The organism is Labrys wisconsinensis (assembly GCF_030814995.1).
GTDB classification, from domain to species: Bacteria; Pseudomonadota; Alphaproteobacteria; order Rhizobiales; family Labraceae; genus Labrys; species Labrys wisconsinensis.
Map to the genome: position 1 here is coordinate 96800 of NZ_JAUSVX010000018.1, position 24222 is coordinate 121021.

At 69.9% G+C, this 24222-nt stretch carries 22 protein-coding genes and 1 tRNA gene; 14 read left to right on the forward strand and 9 right to left on the reverse strand.

From position 1 onward, the window contains the following. Window positions 1–107 precede the first annotated feature (107 nt). Window positions 108–1142 (forward strand): aspartate-semialdehyde dehydrogenase, encoded by a 1035-nt coding sequence (locus QO011_RS34075; protein WP_307282464.1) that lies wholly within the window; start codon window positions 108–110, stop codon window positions 1140–1142. Window positions 1143–1161: 19 nt separating this feature from the next. Here the strand turns inward: QO011_RS34075 and QO011_RS34080 are convergent, their stop codons facing one another. Then, window positions 1162–2286, reverse strand: coding sequence for a cytochrome b family protein (locus tag QO011_RS34080; RefSeq protein WP_307282465.1), 1125 nt, complete (start codon window positions 2284–2286; stop codon window positions 1162–1164). 155 nt (window positions 2287–2441) lie between these two features. Here QO011_RS34080 and QO011_RS34085 point away from each other — a divergent pair, with 155 nt between their 5' ends. Beyond that, complete coding sequence (locus QO011_RS34085; RefSeq protein WP_307282467.1) at window positions 2442–3479, forward strand: proline racemase family protein; 1038 nt, start codon at window positions 2442–2444, stop codon at window positions 3477–3479. Here QO011_RS34085 and proB read toward each other — a convergent pair whose 3' ends face one another. Next, on the reverse strand, window positions 3480–4610 hold the full coding sequence (gene proB, locus QO011_RS34090; protein WP_370882055.1) for a glutamate 5-kinase: 1131 nt from the start codon (window positions 4608–4610) through the stop codon (window positions 3480–3482). A gap of 168 nt (window positions 4611–4778) precedes the next feature. On the opposite strand from proB, the gene QO011_RS34095 reads away from it, so the two are divergent. Beyond that, on the forward strand, window positions 4779–5138 hold the full coding sequence (locus QO011_RS34095) for a hypothetical protein (protein ID WP_307282470.1): 360 nt from the start codon (window positions 4779–4781) through the stop codon (window positions 5136–5138). 13 nt (window positions 5139–5151) lie between these two features. Continuing rightward, window positions 5152–5742 (forward strand): PIN domain-containing protein, encoded by a 591-nt coding sequence (locus QO011_RS34100; protein WP_307282472.1) that lies wholly within the window; start codon window positions 5152–5154, stop codon window positions 5740–5742. 3 nt (window positions 5743–5745) lie between these two features. On the opposite strand, the gene QO011_RS34105 is transcribed toward QO011_RS34100, so the two are convergent. Beyond that, window positions 5746–6627 (reverse strand): 3-hydroxybutyryl-CoA dehydrogenase, encoded by an 882-nt coding sequence (locus QO011_RS34105; RefSeq protein WP_307282474.1) that lies wholly within the window; start codon window positions 6625–6627, stop codon window positions 5746–5748. A 286-nt stretch (window positions 6628–6913) separates the two neighbouring features. Here QO011_RS34105 and QO011_RS34110 point away from each other — a divergent pair. Further along, window positions 6914–6988 (forward strand) — tRNA-Val (locus QO011_RS34110). A gap of 23 nt (window positions 6989–7011) precedes the next feature. On the opposite strand, the gene QO011_RS34115 is transcribed toward QO011_RS34110, so the two are convergent. Together QO011_RS34115 and QO011_RS34120 are read right to left on the reverse strand one after the other, a co-directional pair. Continuing rightward, window positions 7012–7200 carry a hypothetical protein gene (locus QO011_RS34115; RefSeq protein ID WP_307282476.1) on the reverse strand — a complete coding sequence of 63 codons (189 nt, stop codon included), beginning with the start codon at window positions 7198–7200 and terminating at the stop codon, window positions 7012–7014. Beyond that, window positions 7197–7586 (reverse strand): hypothetical protein, encoded by a 390-nt coding sequence (locus QO011_RS34120; RefSeq protein ID WP_307282477.1) that lies wholly within the window; start codon window positions 7584–7586, stop codon window positions 7197–7199. Before QO011_RS34120 ends, QO011_RS34115 begins: the two co-directional genes overlap by 4 nt. Window positions 7587–7946: 360 nt before the next feature. On the opposite strand from QO011_RS34120, the gene QO011_RS34125 reads away from it, so the two are divergent. The 5 genes from QO011_RS34125 (at window position 7947) to QO011_RS34145 (ending at window position 10535) form a co-directional block, all read left to right on the forward strand. Beyond that, window positions 7947–8270 (forward strand): hypothetical protein, encoded by a 324-nt coding sequence (locus QO011_RS34125; protein ID WP_307282479.1) that lies wholly within the window; start codon window positions 7947–7949, stop codon window positions 8268–8270. A gap of 181 nt (window positions 8271–8451) precedes the next feature. Beyond that, the gene (locus tag QO011_RS34130; protein WP_307282480.1) at window positions 8452–9156 is read left to right on the forward strand and encodes a cobalamin B12-binding domain-containing protein; all 705 of its coding nucleotides are present in this window, start codon (window positions 8452–8454) and stop codon (window positions 9154–9156) included. A 44-nt stretch (window positions 9157–9200) separates the two neighbouring features. After that, window positions 9201–9806, forward strand: a complete 606-nt coding sequence (locus QO011_RS34135) for a DUF1638 domain-containing protein (protein ID WP_307282482.1) — start codon at window positions 9201–9203, stop codon at window positions 9804–9806. Between the two features lie 91 nt (window positions 9807–9897). Then, window positions 9898–10137, forward strand: coding sequence for a type II toxin-antitoxin system VapB family antitoxin (locus QO011_RS34140; protein ID WP_307282483.1), 240 nt, complete (start codon window positions 9898–9900; stop codon window positions 10135–10137). Then, a complete protein-coding gene (locus tag QO011_RS34145) occupies window positions 10137–10535 on the forward strand; it encodes a type II toxin-antitoxin system VapC family toxin (protein ID WP_307282485.1) in 399 nt (132 codons plus the stop codon). Before QO011_RS34140 ends, QO011_RS34145 begins: the two co-directional genes overlap by 1 nt. 18 nt (window positions 10536–10553) lie before the next feature. On the opposite strand, the gene QO011_RS34150 is transcribed toward QO011_RS34145, so the two are convergent. The 3 genes from QO011_RS34150 to rlmN all read right to left on the reverse strand — a co-directional run bounded on the left by QO011_RS34150 (window position 10554) and on the right by rlmN (window position 13024). Beyond that, window positions 10554–11096 carry an invasion associated locus B family protein gene (locus QO011_RS34150; RefSeq protein WP_307282487.1) on the reverse strand — a complete coding sequence of 181 codons (543 nt, stop codon included), beginning with the start codon at window positions 11094–11096 and terminating at the stop codon, window positions 10554–10556. A 183-nt stretch (window positions 11097–11279) separates the two neighbouring features. After that, window positions 11280–11768, reverse strand: a complete 489-nt coding sequence (locus tag QO011_RS34155) for a hypothetical protein (protein ID WP_307282488.1) — start codon at window positions 11766–11768, stop codon at window positions 11280–11282. Next, entirely contained in the window at window positions 11765–13024 is a 1260-nt protein-coding gene (rlmN, locus tag QO011_RS34160; RefSeq protein WP_307282489.1) for a dual-specificity RNA methyltransferase RlmN, read from the reverse strand. The genes QO011_RS34155 and rlmN overlap by 4 nt, the downstream gene beginning before the upstream one ends. Before the next feature lie 162 nt (window positions 13025–13186). Here rlmN and mutS point away from each other — a divergent pair, with 162 nt between their 5' ends. Together mutS and QO011_RS34170 are read left to right on the forward strand one after the other, a co-directional pair. After that, complete coding sequence (gene mutS, locus QO011_RS34165) at window positions 13187–15901, forward strand: DNA mismatch repair protein MutS (RefSeq protein WP_307282491.1); 2715 nt, start codon at window positions 13187–13189, stop codon at window positions 15899–15901. Window positions 15902–16128: 227 nt separating this feature from the next. Further along, window positions 16129–18906 carry a [protein-PII] uridylyltransferase gene (locus tag QO011_RS34170; protein ID WP_307282493.1) on the forward strand — a complete coding sequence of 926 codons (2778 nt, stop codon included), beginning with the start codon at window positions 16129–16131 and terminating at the stop codon, window positions 18904–18906. A 544-nt stretch (window positions 18907–19450) separates the two neighbouring features. Here the strand turns inward: QO011_RS34170 and QO011_RS34175 are convergent. Next, window positions 19451–20008 carry a NifU family protein gene (locus tag QO011_RS34175; RefSeq protein WP_307282495.1) on the reverse strand — a complete coding sequence of 186 codons (558 nt, stop codon included), beginning with the start codon at window positions 20006–20008 and terminating at the stop codon, window positions 19451–19453. A 274-nt stretch (window positions 20009–20282) separates the two neighbouring features. Here QO011_RS34175 and QO011_RS34180 point away from each other — a divergent pair, with 274 nt between their 5' ends. Both QO011_RS34180 and amaB read left to right on the forward strand, forming a co-directional pair. Next, window positions 20283–22457, forward strand: a complete 2175-nt coding sequence (locus QO011_RS34180; protein ID WP_307282497.1) for a primosomal protein N' — start codon at window positions 20283–20285, stop codon at window positions 22455–22457. 96 nt (window positions 22458–22553) lie between these two features. Further along, window positions 22554–24101: an L-piperidine-6-carboxylate dehydrogenase gene (gene amaB / locus QO011_RS34185; RefSeq protein ID WP_307282498.1), complete on the forward strand. Its 1548-nt coding sequence runs from the start codon at window positions 22554–22556 to the stop codon at window positions 24099–24101. The last annotated feature ends 121 nt before the right edge of the window (window positions 24102–24222 follow it).

A 24222-nucleotide genomic window follows, 5' to 3' on the forward strand; every position in this document is an offset into this window, starting at 1 on the left:
GTTCCGACCCGCAAAGCTCTGCTGAAACTTTGACATTCTGCAGAATTTCCGAGTCCGCCCTGTGGGCGGAGCTCGGAAATTCTGCTTGGTAAAGAAGGAACAGGACATTGGGTTACAAGGTCGCCGTCGTCGGCGCCACAGGCAATGTGGGCCGCGAAATGCTGAACATCCTGGCCGAGCGGGCCTTCCCCGCCGACGAGGTCGTGGCGCTCGCCTCGCGCCGCAGCCTGGGAACCGAGGTGTCCTACGGCGACAAGACCCTGAAGACCAAGGACCTCGCCCTCTACGACTTCTCCGACACCGACATCTGCCTGATGTCGGCCGGCGGCGACGTCGCCCGGGAATGGGCCCCGAAGATCGGCGCGCAGGGCTGCGTGGTGATCGACAATTCCTCGGCCTGGCGCTACGACCAGGACGTGCCGCTGATCGTGCCCGAGGTCAACGCGGACGCCATCGCCGGCTTCTCCAAGAGGAACATCATCGCCAACCCGAACTGCTCGACGGCCCAGCTCGTGGTGGCGCTGAAGCCGCTGCACGACCTCTGGGGCATCAGGCGCGTCGTGGTCGCGACCTACCAGTCGGTCTCCGGCGCCGGCAAGGAGGCGATGGACGAGCTCTTCACCCAGACGCGCGCCGTCTTCGTCACCGACCCGGTCGAGGCCAAGAAGTTTCCCAAGCGCATCGCCTTCAACGTGATCCCCCACATCGACGTGTTCATGGAGGACGGCACCACGAAGGAAGAGTGGAAGATGATGGTCGAGACCAAGAAGATCCTCGACCCCAAGATCAAGCTGACGGCGACCTGCGTGCGCGTGCCGGTGTTCGTCGGCCATTCCGAGGCCGTCAACATCGAGTTCGAGAGGCCGGTGACCGCCGAGGAGGCGCGTGACGTGCTGCGCTCGGCCCCCGGCTGCCTCGTCATCGACAAGCACGAGCCCGGCGGCTACATCACGCCCTACGAGGCGGCGGGCGAGGATGCGACCTACATCTCGCGCATCCGCGAGGACGCCACGGTCGAGAACGGCCTGTCGCTGTGGATCGTCGCCGACAACCTGCGCAAGGGCGCAGCGCTCAACGCCATCCAGATCGCCGAGAGCCTGATCAACCGCAAGCTCATCGCCGCCCGCAAGCGCGCGGCGTGAGGCGAGCCGCGGGAGAAGGTCACGACGATGCGGCGGTCTCCGCCGCTGGCGGGGTTGGGTGCGCAACTTTATGTCGCCACCCGCCCGCGAGCAGGGCGAGACCCGGCAGCGCCAGAAGGAAATACGCAAAATACCAGGTTGCGAGCGCTCTGAGCTGAAGCAGCTCGACGGGCCCGAGAGACCGTGCCCCCAGAGGCTGGCGCCCGAGGATCGCAAGCTCGATCCAGGCGGCGACAAGCAAGCCGGTCGCATAGACGAGCGCGATGCGCAGAACCGTTCCGCCGCGCCGGAGCGGCAGGCTCGCCACGAGCGACGGGCCGAGGAGCGCAGCCCAGACGATCGTCGTTGCAACCGGGCGCGACCAGCCGCTGCGCGCCAGGGACAGCCACGGCGCCAGATACCAATCCGGCATGATGGTATTGGGGACGATCTTCAGATTGGCCGGCAGGGCATTGTCGGGATTGTCGAGCGGCGATGGTCCAGCCATGGCCAGCGCAAGCAGCCACACGATTGCGACGGCCAGCGCCGCGAGACCGAGCCATTCCGGCCACGACAGCGCTGCGAGCCGCGGCACGACGCGCCGCCATGCCGCCCCCAGTACGCCGCAGCCGAACACCAGCAGCATCGCCGCCAGCATGGCGTGCATCATCATCCATTGATCCTGCCCGGCCAGGTGCCAGTAGCTCCAGTCGTCGAACGCACGGGCCGTGCCCGACAGGTCGCCGAGGAGCGAGACCATCACCTTGCTGATCCAGTAGTCGCCCTGCCGGGCAGTCGCCCCCTCGCCGGTCAGCGCCAACAGGACCGACCAGAGCAGCAACGACCACCACCCGAGCCAGGCCCACCCCGTCCTCCCCCGGAAGAGCGCGGTGGCAAGGCGCAGATAGACCAGGCCGAACAGCGCGGAGACGGCAAGTCCATGCGTGGTGCGGAGGACTTGGAAGAGCGGCTGGCCCTGTGTCGCCGCCGAGACGGTCTGGAAGGCAGCCGGCCTGGGATCGGGGGCGTGCAGGAGCAGCGGGCCGGTGACGGCAAGAGTGATCAGCACCAGCACGAGCAGCAGCGCCAGCGCGGCATCGAGATTGCCGAGGAAGCGCGGGGCAGCCTCGCCGGGCGGGAGGCCTGCCGGGGGAGGAGGCGACATATCGGATGCCTCGTCGCGTCGTCTTGGGCTATCAAAACGCAAGCAGCGACGCCGGACGGCGTCGCAGAGGAGAGACGGATGCCCCCGCAGGCATCCCGAGCGTAGAGACCGGCGGCGGGCTTGCCAAGCGCCGATTACCAAAGGGAAACAACGCCATGCGCACCAACCGCGTCATCCACGTCATCGGCTGCCATGCGGAGGGCGAGGTCGGCGACGTCATCGTCGGCGGGGTGCTGCCGCCGCCGGGGGCGACGATGTACGACAAGATGCGGGCGCTGGAGGCCGATGACGGCCTGCGTCGCCTGCTCCTGTGCGAGCCGCGCGGCAGCGTCGCCCGCCACCTCAACCTGGTGACGCCGCCGACCCGGCCGGACTGCGACGCCGGCGTCATCATCATGGAGCCGACGGAATATGTGCCGATGTCGGGCTCCAACGTGATGTGCACGGCCACGGTGCTGCTCGAGACCGGCATGGTGGCGATGCGCGAGCCGGAGACGGTGCTGATGCTGGAGACGCCGGGCGGCCCGGTGCGCATCCGGGCCCAATGCCGCGACGGGCGCTGCGGGAGCGTCGAGATCACCAACGTTCCGAGCTTCGTCGACCGGCTCGACGCGCCGCTCGAGGTCGCCGGCCACGGCACGATCCGCGTCGACATCGCCTATGGCGGCATGTTCTATGCCAGCGTCGATGCGGCGGCGCTGGGCTTTGCCATCGCCCCTGACGAGGCGCGCGACCTCGCCGTGCTGGGCGAAAAGATCCGCCTCGCCTGCCGCGAGCGCTATGACAGCGTGCATCCGGAGAATCCGGGGATCCGCGGCGTCTCGATCGTGCAGTTCGCCGGCCGCTTCGACGGGCCCGGCACGGTCAGCCGCAACACCTGCATCGTCGCGCCCGGCCGCTCCGACCGCAGCCCGACCGGCACGGGCACCTGCGCCCGGATGGCGATCCTCGCCGAACGCGGCCTGATGCGGCCCGGCGACAGCCTGATCCACGAATCGATCATCGGCTCGCGCTTCACCGGGCGCATCCTATCGGAGACGGAGGTTGGCGGGCGTCCGGCGATCGTCGCCACCATCGCCGGACGCGCCTGGATCACCGGCTCCTTCGACTATTTCCTCGATCCGACCGATCCCTATCCCCGCGGCTATGTCGTCGGCGACACCTGGGGCGTCACGGGGACGACCGGCCAATAGCTACGCCTCGCCGCCGCCGAACAGCGCCATGTCGTCACGGTGGATCATCTCGCTGCGGCCGCGATAGCCGAGCACGCCCTCGATCGCCCGGCTCTTGCGCCCGGCGATCTGCGCGGCGTCGCCGACGTCGTAGGCGACGATGCCGCGGCCGACCTCCGCCCCGGCGGGGTCGCGGATGATCACCGCGTCGCCGCGGGCGAAAGAGCCCTCCACCCGCGTCACGCCGGCGGGCAGGAGGCTGGCGCCGCCGCGCAGGGCCTTGGCGGCGCCGGCGTCGACATGCAGCGCGCCGCGCGGCTCCAGCTGACCGGCGATCCATTTCTTGCGGGCGGTGACCGGGTTGGACGAGGTCAGGAACCAGGTGCAGCGCCCGCCCGCCTCGATATGGGCGAGGGGCGACATCACGTGGCCCGAGGCGATCACCATGGCGGTGCCGCCGCCGACGGCGATCTTGGCGGCCTCGACCTTGGTGCGCATGCCCCCGCGCGACAGCTCGGAGGCGGCGTCGCCCGCCACCGCCTCGATCTCGGCGGTGATGCGCGGCACCACCGGAATGAGCTTGGCATGCGGATCCTGGCTCGGCGGCGCGGTGTAGAGCCCGTCGATGTCGGAGAGCAGCACCAGGCAGTCGGCCGCCGCCATGGTGGCGACGCGGGCGGCGAGCCGGTCATTGTCGCCGTAGCGGATCTCGGAGGTGGCCACCGTGTCGTTCTCGTTGACCACGGGCACGCATTTCATCTCCAGCAGCTTGGCGATGGTGTTGCGGGCGTTGAGGTAGCGGCGCCGCTCCTCGGTGTCGCGCAGGGTCACCAGGATCTGCGCGGCGGTGAGCCTGCGCTTGCCGAGCGCCTCGGCCCAGGCATGGGCGAGAGCGATCTGGCCGACCGCGGCCGCGGCCTGGCTGGCCTCCAGGGTCAGCGCGCCCTTGGGCAGCTTCAGGAGGGAGCGGCCGAGGGCGATGGCGCCCGACGAAACCACCAGGATCTCGGCGCCGCGCCCGGCATGGCGGGCGAGGTCGTCGACCAGCGCCGCCAACCATTCGTGCCGCGGCTGGCCCTCGGCCTGGTCGACGAGGATGGCGGAGCCGATCTTGACGACCAGCCGGCGAAAGCTGGCGAGGGCGGGGATCATGGTGGTCATGGGGGCGGTCTACAACGAAGCGAAGCGGGCGCGCCGGAGCGCGGGCCCTGTGTCCTCCGTCTCGCCGCGCAAGTCCAGATTCCGGCGGAGGAAATTTGATCCATCTGGGAAGATGAGAATGATGTAGATATATTGGTTCCATGAAAATGGTGACAATCCATGTCCTCGCCGATTTCAACCAATCTCGACGATGATGTCGCGCAGCGCGCGAGAGAGATCGCGCAACGCGAACATCGTTCCCTTTCCAACCTCGTGGCCAATGCGGTCGCGGTCTTCACCGACCTGCCGAAGGAGCTGCGGGACACGCTCCTGGAACTGCGAACGATGAACGACGGTGCGGATTTGCGCGCGCTCGCCCGCGATATGTCGGCTCTTGCGGCCCGCGCCAGACTCGAGGTCGCGACCCGCAGGCTCGCGGATGAAGGTCGCTTCTCCGCGAGTCTCCGGGAAGCAAGCGACCTCGACCTGCTCGAGGCGGGGACCGCGGCAGCTCAAGCCGTGTCCCGCCGCCGTGGCTGATCCGCCGCGTCCCTTGCGGCTGACCATCGACGTCAATGTCTGGGTCGCTCATCTCATGGCGACGCAGCATCGTCGTTCAGGAACAGCGGCACAGGCTATCGTGGCGATTGCCGGCGGCATGCAGCTGAGCGGGCGGCCGGTACAGATCGTCGTCTCACTCGAAATGCTCGATACTCTGGAGCGCGTGCTGATCCGCCTCGGCTTTTCCGCTGCCGCCGCCGCCGACTTCGGTTCCGCGCTGGTTGAGCTGATGAAGACCGGGCCGGAAGCGCTCGATCCCGATCTGCTTCTGTCTGGCCGCGACCAACTCGACATCCATGACCGGGAAGATGCCGGCGTGCTTGCCACGGCGATCGCCGGGAGGGTCGATCTTCTCGTCACCGACAACCTCGCCGATTTCGAGACCAAGGACAGCGAAAGGATCGAGACCCAGGTCGTGACCTCGGGCGGACGGGAACGGCAGCTGTTCGCACTGATCCACGAACGGCAGAACGGCGTCAGCCTGCTCGTCGCCCATCCTTTCGACGTGCTGGACTGGATCGCGCGCGGCATCGACCTTTCTGCAGCAGCCGTTCGGACCGCCGCAGCGACTCACCGTCCCTGACGCTCAGCGCGTGGCGACCGGCTTCTCGCCGCGATAGTCGTAGAAGCCGCGCTTCACCTTGCGGCCGAGCCAGCCGGCCTCGACATATTTGACCAGCAGCGGGCAAGGCCGGTACTTCGAATCCGCCAGGCCCTCGTGCAGCACCTGCATGATGGAGAGGCAGGTGTCGAGGCCGATGAAATCGGCGAGCTGCAGCGGGCCCATCGGATGGTTGGCGCCGAGCTTCATGGCGGTGTCGATCGATTCGACCGTGCCGACGCCCTCGTAGAGGGTGTAGATCGCCTCGTTGATCATCGGCAGCAGGATGCGATTGACGATGAAGGCCGGAAAATCCTCGGACACGGCGATGGTCTTGTCCAGCCGGCCGCAATAGACCCTCGCCGCGTCGAAGGTGGAGTCCTCGGTGGCGATGCCGCGAATCAATTCGACCAGCTGCATCACCGGCACGGGATTCATGAAATGGATGCCGATGAACTTCTCCGGCCGGTCGGTCGCCGCCGCCAGCCGCGTGATCGAGATCGAGGAGGTGTTGGTGGCGAGGATGGCGGAGGGCTTCAGGTGCGGGCAGACCTGGCCGTAGATCTTGACCTTGACCGTCTCGCTCTCGGTCGCCGCCTCGATCACCAGGTCGCAGTCGCCGAGCCCGGCCGCATCCGGCGTGCCCTTGACCCGTGTCAGCGCCGCCTGGCGGTCCGCCTCGGTGATCGTGCCCTTGGCGACCTGGCGGGCCAGCGTGCCGTTGATGGTGGCGAGGCTGGTGTTGATGCGGTCGGTCGTGACGTCGTTCAGGACCACGTCGAGGCCCGCGAGCGCCGAGACATGGGCGATGCCGCTGCCCATCTGGCCAGCGCCGATGATGCCAACCGTTCTGATCTCGAGCGTCATTTCACGTTCCCAGGGTCACTCGTCGTCGACGGAGAGACCGGATGCCGCACCGCCAGGTGGAAAGCGCATCCGCGGCGCCGGACCTCGCCGCCCATCCCGCTCCCCGCCGTGATCTTATCGAGGCCTTTCCGATGAGGGAAGGACCAAGGCGCAGCCTTTCCCGCAATGCAGCGTCCGCCGCCTCCTGGGCTATGCCGGCGCCGATCCGCAGCCTCTTGCAGACAATGCGATCGGGCGGCTTGCACGCCCCGTCCCGACCTGTTATGAGGCCGCCTCCGCAGGCGATGGGCGCGTAGCTCAGCGGGAGAGCACTACGTTGACATCGTAGGGGTCACAGGTTCAATCCCTGTCGCGCCCACCATCGCCAGACTGCCCGCGGCCGCTTCAGCCGCCGCGGCGCCGGACGAAGGCCAGCAGCGCCGCACCCACGCTCGCCACCGCAAGGCCGATGACGAGCCAGCGCGTCTGCCCGGTCATGAAGCTGCCGCCGATCAGGCCGAGCCCCTGGCCGGCCCAGACGAGGCCGGTCAGAATGAGGAGGACGCCGACGGCCGTGCCGGCGCCGCGACTCACGGTGCCCGCAGGGTGGACGGCCGCTTCAGCACCACGCGCTGCGGCGCCGAGCGCTGGACGGTGACGCGCTTGTCGCCGATCCGCAGCTCTGAGGTGCGCGGCGCCGGCACGCGCGGCTGCTGGGCCGGCTTGCGGCCGCGCGCCAGGATCATCCGGCCGAGCCGGCTCAGGCGATAGCCGATCGGGAAGGCCGACTGGTTGAAGCGCGGCGCGCTCGGGCCGACCTCGGCGATGCCGTACTGGACGAGCCGCTCGATGACGATCGGTCCGATGTTGGCGCGCATGGCGAGCGGCTCGAAATCCATCTTCGCCTTGGCGAGTTCGCCTACCGCGCGCCATTCGCGCCCGGTGAGGACTGTTCTTTCCAGAATCTCTTCCGCGGTCATGTCGTGCCCCTGGAATATTGCGGCCTCGGACGCAGCGCCGGCGAGAAGAGCGGCCGCACCCTGAGGTCAATCCATCCTTGTGTTTCCTGCCGGTCCGGCGCTGCCCTTCCGGTCGAATGTCCCGATGTTGCACCGCATCAACGCCACATGCAACATTCGCGGCCGATTTCGCCCACGCTTCGCGACGTTTTACTCCAGTTCCGCCGATTCCGGCATGCGACGGGCGCAACCCGGACCCGATTGTGCAGCGCAACTCGAATGCTGCATCGCGACATAAGCATAGCCTATATAGGGTGCTCCCGGAGCCTCTCCGGCTTGCCGGGCCAGTCGGACCGGCCAGCAACGCTGGGACTTCAAGACATGCGCACGCTTTCCACCGCCCTCGCCCTGGCCGTCATGGCCGGCGCGGCCGCAGCGGCCGAGACCCCGCAGGCCCGCAGCATCGACCTCGGCGCGCTCAAGGGCGTCGCCTATTACACGGCCGAGGCGGACGGCTACCACGTCGTCGCCACCCTGGTCGGCGACGAGACCTCGACGCCGATCCGGGTCGTCGCCACCCTGGCCGACGGCCAGCGGATCACCCTGTCGACGCCGGGCGCGGCGCAGGAGGCGGGCCGCTCCGTCGACATCGTCCGTCACGGCGACCGGCTGTCGATCGATCCGGCCGCCGGCCCCACCGACTGACGCCTCTTGCGCGGGCGCCGCGCCGGCGCCCGCGGCCTCGCCCGATCCTTGCGACTTCTTGGGCCGCGTCGTGGTTTGACAACGCGATGTCCCCGGTGCGACAGCTAGCGGCACCGTCACCACGCTACTTGCATGGGGAGCCCCCTCTTCCCGATGCACCCGACGCAAGGATGCTCTCGACATGGCCGATGGCGACCTCGACCTGAACTCGCTGCCCGACGACGAGCTCGTCGAGCAGATGCACGACGACCTCTATGACGGCCTCGCCGACGAGGTCGTCGAGGGCGTGAACATCCTGCTCTCGCGCGGCTGGACCCCCTACGAGGTGCTGACCAAGGCGCTGGTCGAGGGCATGCGCATCGTCGGCATCGACTTCCGCGACGGCATCCTGTTCGTGCCGGAAGTGCTGATGTCGGCCAATTCGATGAAGGCCGGCATGAACGTGCTGCGCCCGCTCCTCGCCGAGACCGGCGCGCCCAAGATCGGCAAGATGGTGATCGGCACGGTCAAGGGCGACATCCACGACATCGGCAAGAACCTCGTCACCATGATGATGGAGGGCGCCGGCTTCGAGGTGATCGACCTCGGCATCAACAATCCGGTCGACAATTATCTCGAGGCCATCGCCAAGCACGAGCCGGAAATCCTCGGCATGTCGGCGCTGCTGACCACGACCATGCCCTATATGAAGGTCGTGATCGACACGATGAAGGAGAAGGGCATCCGCTCCGACCACATCGTGCTCGTCGGCGGAGCGCCGCTGAACGAAGCCTTCGCCGAGGCCATCGGCGCCGACGCCTATTGCCGCGACGCGGCCGTGGCGGTGGAGATGGCGAAGTCGCTGATCGCCCGCCGCCAGGGCTCGGCCGGCTCGAAGACGGCCTGAACGGGCCGACGCCGGCCGCCCGCCGCGGCCGGGAGGAGGGGACCATGACCGGTCCGCGCAAGACGCTGGTCATCGCCTGCGGCGCCCTGGCGCGCGAGTTCCTGGCCGTGGTCGAGGCCAATGGCTGGAGCCATCTCGACGTCACCTGCCTGCCGGCGATCTGGCACAACCACCCCGAACGGATCCCCGAGGGCGTGCGCCGCAAGATCCGCGCCGGCCGAAGGACCCATGACGAGATCCTCTGCCTCTACGGCGACTGCGGCACCGGCGGCCTGCTCGACCGGGTGCTGGCCGAGGAGGGCGTCGAGCGCATCGACGGGCCGCATTGCTATGCCTTCTTCGCCGGCCTCGACGCCTTCGAGGCGATGCAGGACCAGGAGATCGGCACCTTCTATCTCACCGATTTCCTGGTGCGCCATTTCGAGCGCTTCGTCATCAAGGGCCTGGGCCTCGACCGCCACCCCGAGCTGCTGCCGGTCTATTTCGGCAACTATACCAGGGTGGTCTATCTCCAGCAGATGCCGGACCCGGCCCTGACCCGCAAGGCCGAAGCTGCCGCCCGCCGGCTCGGCCTGCGCCTGGAGCTGCGCCAGACCGGCCTCGGCGGCGTCGAGGCCTTCCTGGCGCCGCGGGAGGCCGCGGCGGGCTGAGGGCCAGGTGCCAGAGTCGACCGACCCTGTATTGACCGCAATGCCATGGTGTATTGAAATACCCTTCCGTAAGCAGAAGCAGGAGAGCGCCGTGACGCTGCAGATCCGCGACCCGCGGGCCCGCGAGTTCGCCCGGAAACTCGCCGCCGCACGCAAGGTCACGATGACGGAGGCCGTCGTTCAGGCGCTGGAAGCCGAGCTGCGCCGCGAAGCCGAGAAGGAACCGCTGGCCTCCCGTCTCAGGCGGATCGCCGTCGATTTGGCGGCCCGGGGCGAGCCGGGCGGGCGGACCTTGACCAAGGACGAGATCGACGCGATGTGGGGCCACTGATGTTCGTCGACACCTCGGTGATCGTCGCGATCCTCGCCGACGAACCGGATGCCGACGCCTTCGTGGCAAAGCTCGCCGCGACCAGGCCGCGCTATACGTCCGGCCTGGTCATCCTCGAAGCGGCGATGCGGCTGTCGAGCCTGCTGCGCGTCGACCCTCGCGATGCGGAGGCGCGCATCGGAGCGGTTCTCGCCGAGGCGGAGATCACCGTGGTGCCGATCGATGCCGCTATCGCCTGCAAGGCGGTCGCGGCCTTCGCCGCCTACGGCAAGGGGCGCGGCCATAGGGCGCAGCTCAACCTCGCCGACTGCATGTCCTACGCCTGCGCGCAGGCTTACGGTGTGCCTCTCCTGTTCAAGGGAGAGGATTTTTCGCAGACCGACATCCGCGTCGCCTGACGGGACCGAAGCCGCCCCTTACGGGCAGGCCTTGGAGATGGCCTCGAGCGCCTGGGGAAAGCCGGCGAGGGAGTAGCGGTCGCTGGTCTTGTTGCCGCGCCTGGACGAGCCCTCGAACAGGGCGCTCTTGTTCTTCTTCATGGTGGCGACGACGGTGCCTTCCTCGGCCGCGTTCTTCACCCAGGCATTGGCCTCCTTGGTGTAGAGCGCGAAGGTCGCCTTGCCGATGGTGAACTTGGCGTCCTCGCCCTCCTTCATCGGGAAGCCGGCGATGAAGCTCAACTCATTGTGATCGCCGCCCTTGCGGGTGACGAAGAAGGTGGCGGGGTCGCGCTTGAGGGCGGCGGGCTTGCGCTCCTTCGGATTGGTGATGGCGAAGCAGGACTTGGTCTTGGCCGAGCCGAGCTGGAAGGCCTGCCAGTCTCCGAACTGGCCGATGGGCGTGGGCTGCGCCGCTGCGGCGGGCGCGGCGGCCGGCGCCGGCTTGGCCTTCGCGGCCAGCGCGGGAACGGCGAAAGCGGTGGCGGCGACGAGCGCGATGAGGAGGGTTCTGAACATCATTGCTGGCTCGACCGATCCGAGAACGAGGGACGACAGGCAAGAGGGCGACCGGCCTCGACCGAGGCCGGACGGCCGCTCATCGCAGGGCCGCCACGAAAGACGGCGATTCCGGCGAAAATCCGGCCGGGATTCCGGCGAATTATACCGTTCGAGGTGAGTAAATCGTTAACCCTGGCCAGATCGTCAGGGCGGCGGCAGGCGGTTCGCCGCGTTCCGGCCGGCGCCGTGGCCGGCGATCATCCAATAGACCGTGCCGGCGATGATGCCGGTGGCGAAAAAACCGAGCGTCGCCTGCGCCGGCCAGCCATGGGTGGCGGGATCGCCCGGGAACAGCACCGGCACCAGGGCGAACAGCGCGCCCGTGCCGAAGGCGTAAGCCGCCCAGGCGGCAATGCCGAAGAGCTCGCCGATCAGCGCCATCAGCCCGATGGGCACGAACAGCACGCCGAGCATCACCAGCCAGACGAGGCCGAGGAAGGCGGCGATGTCGTCGGGATCGGCGCCGGTGAGGGCGGCGGCGAGCACGGTGAGGCCGGTGAAGGCGGCGATCGAAGCGAAGTTGCCGGCGAGACCCGAGGCCACCGTCCCGACGATGGCGCAGACCAGCGCCGCCAGGGCGGCAAAGCCGATGCCGATCGGCACGATCAGCAGGCGGACGATGAAGCGCGTCACGCCTCGTCCGCCCCGTGGATGTAGAAGGCCTCCACGGCCAGCTTCTTCATCGCCTCCGCCTCGGCGGCGAGGCGGTCCCTGGCCCGCATCTTCTGGCTTTCGCTCTTGAGCTGGCCGCAGGCGGCCAGGATGTCGCGCCCGCGCGGGGTGCGGATCGGCGAGGCGTAGCCGGCGCGGAACACCACCTCGGAAAAGGCCTCGATCTGCTGCCAGTCCGAGCACTCGTACTGGGTGCCGGGCCAGGGATTGAACGGGATCAGGTTGATCTTGGCCGGGATGCCCTTCAAGAGGCGCACCAGGCGGCGGGCATCCTCCAGGCTGTCGTTGACGCCCTTGAGCATGACATATTCGAAGGTGATGCGCCGGGCGTTGGAGAGGCCGGCATAGTTGCGGCAGGCTTCCAGCAGCTCGGCGATCGGGTATTTCTTGTTCAGCGGCACCAGCGTGTCGCGCAGCTCGTCGCGCGTCGCGTGCAGCGAGATCGCGAGCGCCGGCGAGAGCTCCTCGCCGAGCGGGCCGATCATCGGCACGACGCCCGAGGTCGAGAGCGTGATGCGCCGGCGCGACAGGCAGAGGCCGTCCGGGTCCGACATCAGCCTCAGCGCCGCCACCACGTTGTCGTAATTGTAGAGCGGCTCGCCCATGCCCATCATCACGACGTTGGAGACGAAGCGCCCGCCGTCGCGCGGCACGATGGCGCCCTCGGGCGGCGTCGCGCCCGGCCAATCGCCGAGCCGGTCGCGCGCCACCAGGAGCTGGGCTGCGATCTCGGCGGTGGTGAGGTTGCGCACCAGCTTCTGGGTGCCGGTGTGGCAGAAGGTGCAGGTCAGGGTGCAGCCGACCTGGCTGGAGACGCAGAGCGTGCCGCGCGTCTCCTCGGGGATGTAGACGGTCTCGATCTCGGCGCCGCGGTCGTGCGGGCCGGCGGGCGGCATGCGCATCAGCCATTTGCGGGTGCCGTCGGCCGAGACCTGCTCGGCGACGACCTCCGGACGCTCCAGCGTGTAGTGCTCGGCGAGCGCCGCCCGCAAATGCTTGGAGACGTTGGTGATGGTGTCGAAGCTGCGGGCGCCGCGGACATAGAGCCAATGGTGCATCTGGTCGGCGCGCATGCGCCGCTCGCGCTCGGGCACGCCCACCGCGGCCATGGCGGCGATCAGGCCGGCGCGGTCGAGGCCGGCCAGCGAGGGCTTGCCGGGAGCGGCGGCGGCAACGGGCGCGCCATCCCGCGGCCGTTCGAGGGAGAGGGTGGTCATTGCGAGAAATCCGGGTTTCGGGCGGGGCTTTAGCACGAAACGCCGGTGGGGCGAAATCGGGTTCGGGTGAGGGGCAGCGATGCGCCGGTGAAGCCCATCCTATCCACACCCCAGCCGTCCCGCCCCCGTGCCTTCCGCGCGCACGCCTGCTAGCTTCGCGGCATGGATCTGTCCCCCCACCCCGTCCCCTCCCCCGGCGAGGCCCTCAAGGTCACGCCGATGATGGAGCAATATCTGGAGATCAAGGCCGCCAACCCGGGCGCGCTCCTGTTCTACCGCATGGGGGACTTCTACGAGCTCTTCTTCGGCGACGCCGAGATCGCCTCACGGGCGCTCGGCATCGTGCTGACCAAGCGCGGCAAGCACCAGGGCGACGACATCCCGATGTGCGGCGTGCCGGTGGTGCGGGCGGAGGAATATCTGCACCGGCTGATCGCGCTCGGCCACCGCGTCGCGGTGTGCGAGCAGCAGGAGGATCCGGCCGAGGCCAAGAAGCGCGGCGGCAAGTCGGTGGTGAAGCGCGGCGTGATCCGCCTGGTCACGCCCGGCACCATCACCGAGGAGGGCCTCTTGGAGCCCGCCCGCGCCAACCTGTTCATGACCGTGGCGCGCGCCAGGGTCTCCGACAGCGAGGCACGCTTCGGCCTCGCCTTCCTCGACATCTCCACCGGCCTGTTCGGCATCGGCGAATGCGACCGCCAGGGCCTCGCCGCGGAGATCGCCCGCATCGACCCGCGCGAGATCGTGGTGGCGGAGGCGCTCTACGAGGACGAGGGCCTCGCCCATCTCTGGCGCGAGAGCCGGGCGGCGGTGACGCCGGTCGGCCGCGACGTGTTCGACGGCGCCAGCGCCGAGAGGCGCCTCGCCGCCTTCTACGGCGTGGCGACGGTCGACGGCTTCGGCAGCTTCTCACGGGCCGAGCTCGCCGCTGCCGCGGCCGCCGTCGCCTATGTCGAGCGCACCCAGATCGGGGCCAGGCCCGCCCTGGAGCCGCCGCGGCGCGACGCGGCGCTCTCCCACATGGCGATCGACGCGGCGACGCGCGCCAACCTGGAGCTGACCCGCACGCTCGGCGGCGAGCGCGCCGGCTCGGTGCTCGACGCCATCGATCGCACGGTGACGGCCGGCGGCGGGCGCCTGATCGCCGCCTGGCTGTCGAGCCCGCTGACCGACCCGGCGACGATCGCCCGGCGCCACGACGCAGTCGGCTGGTTCTGCGACGACCTCGCCGCCCGCACCGAGCTGCGCTCCCGCCTCAAGGCGGCGCCCGACATGGCCCGCGCGCTGGCGCGTCTGACGCTCGATCGCGGCGGCCCGCGCGACCTCGCCGCCATGCAGGCAGGGCTCGAGGTGGTCGCGGCTCTCCAGGCGCGGCTCGCCCGCGAGGCGGCGCTGCCGGCGCTGCTGATCGAGGCGGCAGAGGCCCTGGCCAGGCCCGACTCCGGCATCGCCGCCGGTCTGGCGGCGGCGCTCGACGACGAGCTGCCGCTGATGAAGCGCGACGGCGGCTTCGTGCGCGCCGGCTGCGACGCCGACCTCGACGAGACGCGGGCGCTGCGCGACGAGAGCCGGCGGGTGATCGCCTCGCTGCAGGCGCGCTACGCCGAGGAGAGCGGCGTGCGCCAGCTCAAGGTCAAGCACAACAACGTGCTCGGCTATTTCGTCGAGGTGCCGCAGGCGGCCGGCGAGGCCTTCCTGAAGGCGCCGCTGCGCGAGACCTATGTCCACCGCCAGACCATGGCCGGCGCGATGCGCTTCTCCACGGCCGAGCTCTCCGACCTCGAATCGCGCATCGCCTCGGCGGCCGACCGGGCGCTCGCCAAGGAGCTGGCGATCTTCGACGCGCTCGCCGCCCGGGTGCTGGCCGACCAGGCCGCCATCCGCGCCGCCACCGAGGCGCTGGCGCTGCTCGACGTGGTCTCGGCCCTGGCGACGCTGGCCGACGAGGAGAACCATGTGCGGCCGCTGGTCGATGCCTCCCTCGCCTTCGCCGTCGAGGGCGGCCGTCATCCGGTTGTCGAGCGGGCGCTGAAGCGCGAGGGCAAGCCCTTCGTCGCCAACGACTGCGACCTCTCCGGCAGCGACGCCGGCCATATCTGGCTGCTGACCGGCCCGAACATGGCGGGCAAGTCGACCTTCCTGCGCCAGAACGCGCTGATCGCGGTGCTGGCGCAGATGGGCGCCTTCGTGCCGGCCCGGCGCGCCCATATCGGCGCGGTCGACTGCCTGTTCTCGCGCGTCGGCGCCGCCGACGACCTGGCGCGCGGCCGCTCGACCTTCATGGTCGAGATGGTCGAGACCGCGGCGATCCTCAACCAGGCCGGGCCGCGGGCGCTGGTGATCCTCGACGAGATCGGCCGCGGCACCGCCACCTTCGACGGCCTGTCCATCGCCTGGGCCGCGATCGAGAACCTCTCGGCCGTCAACCGCTGCCGCTCTTTGTTCGCCACGCACTACCACGAGCTGACGCAGCTGGCGAAGACGCTGCCGCGCCTTGCCAACGCCACCATGCGCGTCACGGAATGGCAGGGCGACGTCGTCTTCCTGCACGAGGTGGCGCCCGGCGCCGCCGACCGCTCCTACGGCATCCAGGTGGCCAAGCTCGCCGGCATGCCCGCCCCGGTGGTGGAGCGGGCGCGCAAGATCCTGGCCGAGCTCGAATCCGCCGACCGCACGAAGACGCCGGCCCGCCTGATCGACGACCTGCCGCTGTTCGCCGTCGCCCCGCGTCCAGCTCCTGCAGCGCCCCGGCGCGACGAGGTGGCGGAGGCGCTCGACGGCCTCGACCCCGACGACATGACGCCGCGCCAGGCGCTGGAAGCCCTGTTCGAGCTCAAGGCGCGGCGCGAGGCGGCGCGGAAGCGGCCCGGCCCGTAGCGGCTGGGGTCGCGCGGACACGAGGTGGAGCGCCTGGCGCAGCCGAGGCCCGCATCGGCTGTCATGACCATTTTCGCAAAAATGGTAACAACACGCGGCCATAGATCGCAGCCGGACCCGCCCGGGTGCCTGCGTCCCCGGCGCGCGATTTCGCCGCAACGAAAAATACTCTACTTGCTGCCATAAGACCGGGCTTTCCCCGGACGGGTGCAATCAATTCGGGTTCGATGCTGGACAAGGCCGACCGCGACCAGAACCTCATCGTCGATCGCATGGCCCTCGAGGCCGAGATCGACGCCCTCGCCATCGAGCACGAGGGCAATCCCGAGGCGCTGCGCCTGGCCGTGGTGCAGGTGCTCAAGGCGACGCTGCAGCAGGGCCGGCGCACCATCCGCGCCTGGTTCGAGGAGGACCGGCTCGGCACGGTCTGCGCCCGGCGCCTCTGCCACCTGCAGGACGAGCTGATCCGGGCGATCTACGCCTATGTCACGCGCTGGGTCTACACCGCCCACAACCCGACCTCCGGCGAGCGCATGACGGTGGTGGCGGTCGGCGGCTACGGCCGCGGCACGCTGGCGCCGGGCTCGGACATCGACCTGCTCTTCCTGCTGCCGGCCAAGCAGACCGCCTGGGGCGAGAGCGTCACCGAGGCAATGCTCTACGTGATGTGGGACCTCGGCCAGAAGGTCGGCCACGCCACCCGCACCGTGGAGGACTGCATCCGCCTCGCCCGCTCCGACATGACCATCCGCACCGCCATCCTGGAGGCGCGGCCGATCCTCGGCGACACGGCGCTGGCGCACGATCTCGCCGGGCGGTTCGACAAGGAGGTGGTGCAGTCGACCGCCGCCGAGTTCGTCGCCGCCAAGCTCGCCGAGCGGGACGCGCGCGTCGTCAAGGGCGGCAATTCCCGCTACAAGGTCGAGCCCAACGTCAAGGAGGGCAAGGGCGGCCTGCGCGACCTCAACACCCTGTTCTGGATCACCAAATACGTCTACCGGGTCAAGGATCCCTCGGCACTGGTCGCCGCCGGCCTGTTCACCCCGCGCGAATACCGCCTGTTCGTCGAGGCCGAGGACTTCCTGTGGGCGACGCGCTGCGCCATCCACTTCATCACCGGCCGGCCGGAGGAGCGCCTGACCTTCGACCTGCAGCGCGAGATCGCCGACCTGCTCGGCTATGCCGACCGCGGCGGCCTGCGCGGGGTCGAGCGCTTCATGAAGCATTATTTCCTGGTGGCCAAGGATGTCGGCGATCTCACCGCCATCGTCTGCGCCGCGCTGGAGGAGCGCCAGGCCAAGCCCCGCGCCATGCTCGACCGCTTCATCGCGCCCTTCCGCCGCAACAAGCGGGTGGTGCTGAAGGAGGCGCGCGACTTCGTCGTCGAGACCGGCCGCCTCAACGTCGTCGACGACGGCGTATTCCAGCGCGATCCCGTCAATCTGATCCGCCTGTTCCACCTCGCCGACCGGGAGGGCGTGGCGCTCCATCCCGACGCCATGCGCCTGGTGACCCATTCCCTGAAGCTGATCGACGCGAACCTGAGGGAGAATCGCGAGGCCAACCGGCTGTTCCTTGCCATCCTCACCTCGCGGAACGCGCCGGAGACGGTGCTCCGGCGCATGAACGAGGCCGGCGTGCTCGGCCGCTTCATCCCCGATTTCGGCCGGGTGGTGGCGATGATGCAGTTCAACATGTACCACCACTACACGGTGGACGAGCATCTCCTGCGCGCCATCGGCGAGCTGGCGGAGATCGACCGCGGCGGCGGCGGCGACGAGCACCCGCTGGTCAACGAGATCATGCCGACGATCCAGAACCGCACGGCGCTCTATGTCGCGACCTTCCTGCACGACATCGCCAAGGGCCGGCCGGAGGACCATTCGGTCGTCGGGGCCCGCATCGCCCGGCGGCTCTGCCCGCGCCTCGGCCTCTCCGCCGCCGAGACCGACACGGTGGCCTGGCTGGTCGAGCAGCACCTGGTCATGTCGACCACCGCCCAGTCGCGCGACATCTCAGACCGGCGGACCATCGAGACCTTCGCCGCCACGGTGCAGTCGCTGGAGCGGCTCAAGCTGCTCCTGATCCTCACCGTCTCCGATATCCGCGCCGTCGGCCCGGGGGTGTGGAACGGCTGGAAGGGCCAGCTCCTGCGCTCGCTGTTCTGGGAGACCGAGCCGGTGCTGGCCGGCGGCCATTCCAGCGTCGACCGGCGGGCCAGCGTGCAGCAGGCCCAGGACGAGCTGCGCGCCGCTCTCGCCGACTGGAGCGCCGCCGAGCTCGACGCCTATGTGGCGCGGCACTATCCGCCGTACTGGCTGAAGGTCGAGCTCGCCCGCAAGGTGCGCCATGCCCGCTTCGTGCGCGCGGTGCTGGCGAGCGGCCGGAGCCTCGGCACCGAGGTGGCGACCGACGCGTTCCGCGGCGTGACCGAGCTCACCGTGCTGGCGCCCGACCATCCCCGGCTCCTGTCGGTGATCGCCGGAGCCTGCGCCGCGGCGGGCGCCAACATCGTCGACGCGCAGATCAGCACCACCACCGACGGCCTGGCGCTCGACACCATCTTCGTCAGCCGCGAATTCGCCGAGGACCAGGACGAGCTGCGCCGGGCCGGCCGCATCGCCCGCGACATGGAGCGCGCCCTGCGCGGCGAGATTCTCCTGCCCGACGTCGTCGCCAGCCGCACGGCCTCGCGCCCGCGCACCAAGGTGTTCCAGGTGGTGCCGGACGTCGTCATCGACAATGACTGGTCGCTGCGCCACACCGTGCTGGAAGTGTCCGGGCTCGACCGGCCCGGCCTGCTCTACGACCTCACCACGGCGATCTCCAGCCTCAACCTCAACATCGCCTCGGCCCATATCTCGACCTTCGGCGAGAAGGCGGTCGACGTGTTCTACGTCACCGACCTGACCGGTGCGAAGATCACCGCCACCCCGCGGCAGAACGCCATCCGCGCCCGGCTGCTGGCGGCGTTCGCGCCGGAGGAGGCGAAGGCGGGGAAGTAGGGCCGGAGAGAGCGCTTTCGCGAAACGCGGCGCCGGCGGGAAGGCGGCAATGGCGGCCGTTCAGAGCACGACCTCAATTCAGGGCGTCATGGCCGGGCTTGTCCCCATAGGCGCTAAGATAAGAACGCAGTAGCCAGTTGGGCGCGACGTCGATCAATCCCCTCCCCCTTGTGGGGAGGGGTTAGGGGTGGGGGTCCATCAGGATATGTCGAGACTTATGCCCACGACCCCCACCCTTTATCCCTCCCCACAAGGGGGAGGGAGGGCACAGGCGTCGTGCAAATCTTACAAAGGCGCGTCACGCACAGCGCGATATTTGCCTCCCGGCAGACCTTATCTTAGCGCCTATGGGGCTTGTCCCGGCCATCCACGCGAACGCAACGATTGCGGTGTTCTCGCGATCGCGCCCCTCGCTCAACCGCGTGAGTTCGCGTGGATGGGCGGATCAGGTCCGCCCATGACGGTCGCGGTTGGTGCAACCGTCAGCGTCCCTGCCACAACCGCTTCGTCATGGCCCCGGGCTCTGCTGGAAAATGCTCCGCCCTTACGCCGCCCGCACTTCCTGCACGTCGGGCACGAAGTGGCGCAGCAGGTTCTGGATGCCGTTGCGCAGGGTGGCGGTGGACGAGGGGCAGCCCGAGCAGGCGCCCTTCATGGTGAGATAGACCACGCCGTCGCGATAGCCCTTGAAGGTGATGTCGCCGCCGTCGGAGGCCACCGCCGGGCGCACGCGCGTCTCCAGGAGGTCCTTGATGGTCTCGACCGTGTCCTCGTCGGCCTCGTCGTAGAACTCGCCGCCCTCCTCGAGCGGCGCCGCATCGGCGCGCAGGATCGGCGCGCCGGAGAGATAGTGCTCCATGATGGCGCCGAGGATGGCGGGCTTGAGGTGCTGCCATTCGACGCCGGAGCGGGTGACGGTGATGAAGTCCGAGCCGAAGAACACGCCGGCGACGCCCTCGATGGCGAACAGCTTCTCGGCCAGCGGCGACTGCGCGCCTTCGGTCGGGCCGGTCATGTGCAGCGTGCCCTGCTCCAGCACGGTCCTGCCCGGCAGGAACTTCAGGGTCGAGGGATTGGGCGTGGCTTCGGTCTGAATGAACATCTGAATCTCCATCCGCATCGCCGGTTCAAGGCCGGCGCGGGAACTGTTCGAACCCTTCCAAGGTGGCATTGCGCTGCGGGATAATCAATGGCGCGCCGCGGCGCAAATGCCCCCCGGCTTGACAGACTCATGGCCATCCCCGACCTGCGAAGGCTGAGCGGGATTGCGAGCTCCGCCGGCGTGACGGCTCGGAACCCCGCTCAGCTTCGAAGTTTCCGCAGGAATTCGCGAGCCGGACCCGGTCCGGCTCGCGAAATCCTGCCGGGGAGGCATGATGGCGCGCCCGGGCGAAACCGTCGAAGTGCTGCTGCCGGTGGCGCTCGACCGCACCTATACCTACCGCGTTCCCTTCGGCATCGAGCTCATGCCGGGCGACGTGGTGCGCGTGGCGCTGGCCGGGCGCGAGACCGTCGGCGTGGTCTGGGAGGGCGACGGCGGCCTGCCCGCCAGCTCCAACCGCCTGCGCCATGTCGAGGAACGGCTCGACGCCCCGCCGCTCCGGGCCGACATGCGCCGCTTCGTCGAGTGGGTGGCGGGCTGGACGCTGGCGCCGCGCGGCATGGTGATGCGCATGGCGCTGCGGGCGCCCGAGCCGCCGGAGGAGCGGGCGCGCCTGGTCTATCGCCGCACCGGGCGCGAGCCCGAGCGGCTGACCGCGGCGCGCAGCCGCGTGCTGGCCGTGCTCGCCGACGGCCTCGCCCACGAGAAGCGCGCCCTGGTGGAGGCGGCCGGCGTCTCGCCCGGCGTGATCGACGCCCTGGTCGACCAGGGCGCGGTGACGCCGATCGCCCTGCCGCCGGCCCCCGTCGCCCCGCCGCCGGATCCCGGCTTCGCCGCCGCCCGCCTCAGCCCGGCGCAGGCCGAGGCCGCGGCGGCGCTGCAGCAGGCGGTCGCCGCCCGGCGCTTCTCCGCCACGCTGCTGGAGGGGGTGACCGGCGCCGGCAAGACCGAGGTCTATTTCGAGGCGGTGGCCGAGACGGTGCGCCAGGGCGGGCAGGCGCTGATCCTCCTGCCGGAGATCGCGCTCACCAACCAGTTCCTCGACCGCTTCGCCGCCCGCTTCGGCGTGCGCCCGGCCGAATGGCATTCCGGCATCGCCGCCAAGAAGCGCACGCGGCTCTGGCACGCCATCGCCAAGGGCGAGGCGGCCGTGGTGGCGGGCGCCCGCTCGGCCCTGTTCCTGCCCTTCGCGGATCTGAGGCTCATCGTCGTCGACGAGGAGCACGACAGCGCCTACAAGCAGGACGAGGGACCGCGCTACCATGCCCGCGACATGGCGGTGGTGCGCGCCCGCCTCCTCGACGCGCCCGTCGTGCTGGCCTCGGCCACCCCTTCGATCGAGAGCCGCGTCAATGCCGACCGGGGCCGCTACGGCCATATCCTGCTGCCAGAGCGCTTCGGCGGCCGGGCGCTGCCGCGCATCGAGGCGGTCGACATGCGCGTCGAGGCCCCGGAGCGCGGACGCTTCATCGCCCCGCGCCTGCTGGCCGAGGTCCGCCGGACCCTGTCGCGCGGCGAGCAGGCGCTGCTGTTCCTCAACCGCCGCGGCTATGCGCCGCTGACCCTGTGCCGCCATTGCGGCCACCGCTTCCAGTGCCCCAACTGCACCGCCTGGCTGGTGGAGCATCGCTTCCGCAAGGCGCTGATGTGCCACCATTGCGGCCATGCCGAGCCGGTGCCGCGCGCCTGCCCCGCCTGCCGGACCGAGGACGCCCTCGCCGCCTGCGGCCCCGGCGTCGAGCGCATCGCCGAGGAGGTAGCGGGCCTGTTCCCCGACACCCACACGGTGATCCTGTCGAGCGACCTCTTCGGCGGCACCGAGCGGCTGAAGCAGGAACTGGAGGCGGTGGCCAAGGGCGAGGTGGAGCTGGTCATCGGCACGCAGCTGGTGGCCAAGGGCCATAATTTCCCGCATCTCACCCTAGTCGGCGTGCTCGATGCCGATCTCGGCCTCGGCACCGGCGACCCGCGCGCCGCCGAACGCACCTTCCAGCTGCTCGGCCAGGTGACCGGCCGGGCCGGGCGCGGCGAGCGGCCGGGCCAGGCGCTGCTGCAGACCTACGATCCCGGCCACCCCGTGATGCAGGCGATGATCTCCGGCGACCGGGCGGCCTTCTACGAGCGCGAGATCGCCATGCGGGCCGGGGCCGGCCTGCCGCCCTTCGGCCGCATGGCGGCGCTGACCGTCTCCGACGTCGAGCGCGCCCCGGCCGAGGCCTTCGCCCGGGCGCTGGTGCAGGCGGCCCCGCGCGAGGCCGCGATCCGCGTGCTCGGCCCGGCCGAGGCGCCGATCGCCGTGCTGCGCGGCCGCCACCGCTTCCGCATCCTGCTGCAGGCCCCGCGCGAGGTGGCGCTGCAGGACTATATCCGCGCCTGGCTCGCCGCCGGGCCGAAGCTGCGGGCCCAGCTCGCCCTCGACATCGACATCGACCCGATGAATTTCGCGTGAGGCGGGAGCGGCACGGAGCGAGGGCGCGATTCTGCTTCCGCCGTGGCCCCGCGGCGCGTAAAAGCGCCGGCAGAACGAATTCCAGCGAGGCGGACCATGAACGAGAGACCCGGGGCGGTGGCCGGCACCAGCGTGGCGGAGGAAGTCGCGGCGATCCTGAGCGGGCTCGGCGTCGACAAGGCAGCCTTTACCGGCGGCACGCGCGTGGTGCGCTCGCCGCTCACCGGCGAGGCGATCGCCGCGGTTCCCGAGACCGCCCCGTCCGAGGTCGCGGCGGTGATCGGCAAGGCGGAGGCCGCCTTCCAGGCCTGGCGCAAGGTGCCGGCGCCGCAGCGCGGCGAATTGGTGCGCCTGCTCGGCGAGGAGCTGCGCGCGGCCAAGGCCGAGCTCGGCCGGCTGGTGACGCTCGAGGTCGGCAAGATCGTCTCCGAGGGCCTCGGCGAGGTCCAGGAGATGATCGACATCTGCGACTTCGCGACCGGCCTGTCGCGCCAGATCTACGGCCTGACCATCGCCACCGAGCGGGCCGACCACCGCATGATGGAGCAGTGGCATCCGGCCGGCGTGGTCGGCGTCATCTCCGCCTTCAACTTCCCCGTGGCGGTGTGGTCGTGGAACGCAGCGCTCGCCTTCGTCTGCGGCGACGCGGTGGTGTGGAAGCCTTCGGAGAAGACGCCGCTCACCGCGCTGGCGACGCAGGCGTTGTTCCAGCGCGCGGCCAAGCGCTTCGGCGGCGTGCCGGACGGGTTGCTCACGCTGCTGATCGGCGGGCGCGAGGTCGGCGAGGCGCTGGTCGACGATCCGCGCGTGCCGGTGGTGTCGGCCACCGGCTCGACCGCCATGGGCCGCAAGGTCGGCGAGCGGGTCGCGCGGCGCTTCGGCCGCTCGATCCTGGAGCTCGGCGGCAACAATGCCTCGATCGTCACGCCTTCGGCCGACCTCGACATCGCGCTCCGGGCCGTGGCCTTCGCGGCCATGGGCACGGCCGGGCAGCGCTGCACCACGCTGCGCCGGCTGATCGTGCACGACAGCGTCTACGACGCCTTGGTGCCGAAGCTGAAAAAGATCTACGGCGCGATCGGCGTCGGCAATCCCGTGACCAGCGACGCGCTGATCGGTCCGCTGATCGACAAGGGCGCCTATGAGGGCATGCAGAAAGCCCTTGGTGCGGCCCGGAGCGCCGGCGGCACCGTGCATGGCGGCGGCCGCGAGCGCGAGGCGGAGGCGCCCGAGGCCTATTACGTCCGGCCGGCGCTGGTGGAGATGCCGGCCCAGACCGGCCCGGTGATCGAGGAGACCTTCGCGCCGATCCTCTACGTGCTGCGCTACCGCAGCTTCGAGGAGGCGATCGCCCTCCAGAACGGCGTGCCGCAGGGCCTGTCCTCCTCGGTGTTCGCCACCGACATGCGCGAGGTCGAGGGCTTCCTCTCGGCGACCGGCTCGGACTGCGGCATCGCCAATGTCAACATGGGGCCCTCGGGCGCCGAGATCGGCGGAGCCTTCGGCGGCGAGAAGGAGACCGGCGGCGGCCGCGAGAGCGGCTCGGACGCCTGGAAGGCCTATATGCGCCGCCAGACCAGCGCCATCAATTACGGGCGCACCCTGCCGCTGGCGCAGGGCGTGAAGTTCGACGTCGAGGGCTGACGCGGCCAGCATCGCCGGCGGCAGCCGTTGGGTCTGCCGCCGGGATCGTTCGCCAGCCGATTCATCGGGCTTTTACCAAATTTGCACGAATCCGGCCCTATTCCGTTGCGGCAGAAAAGCC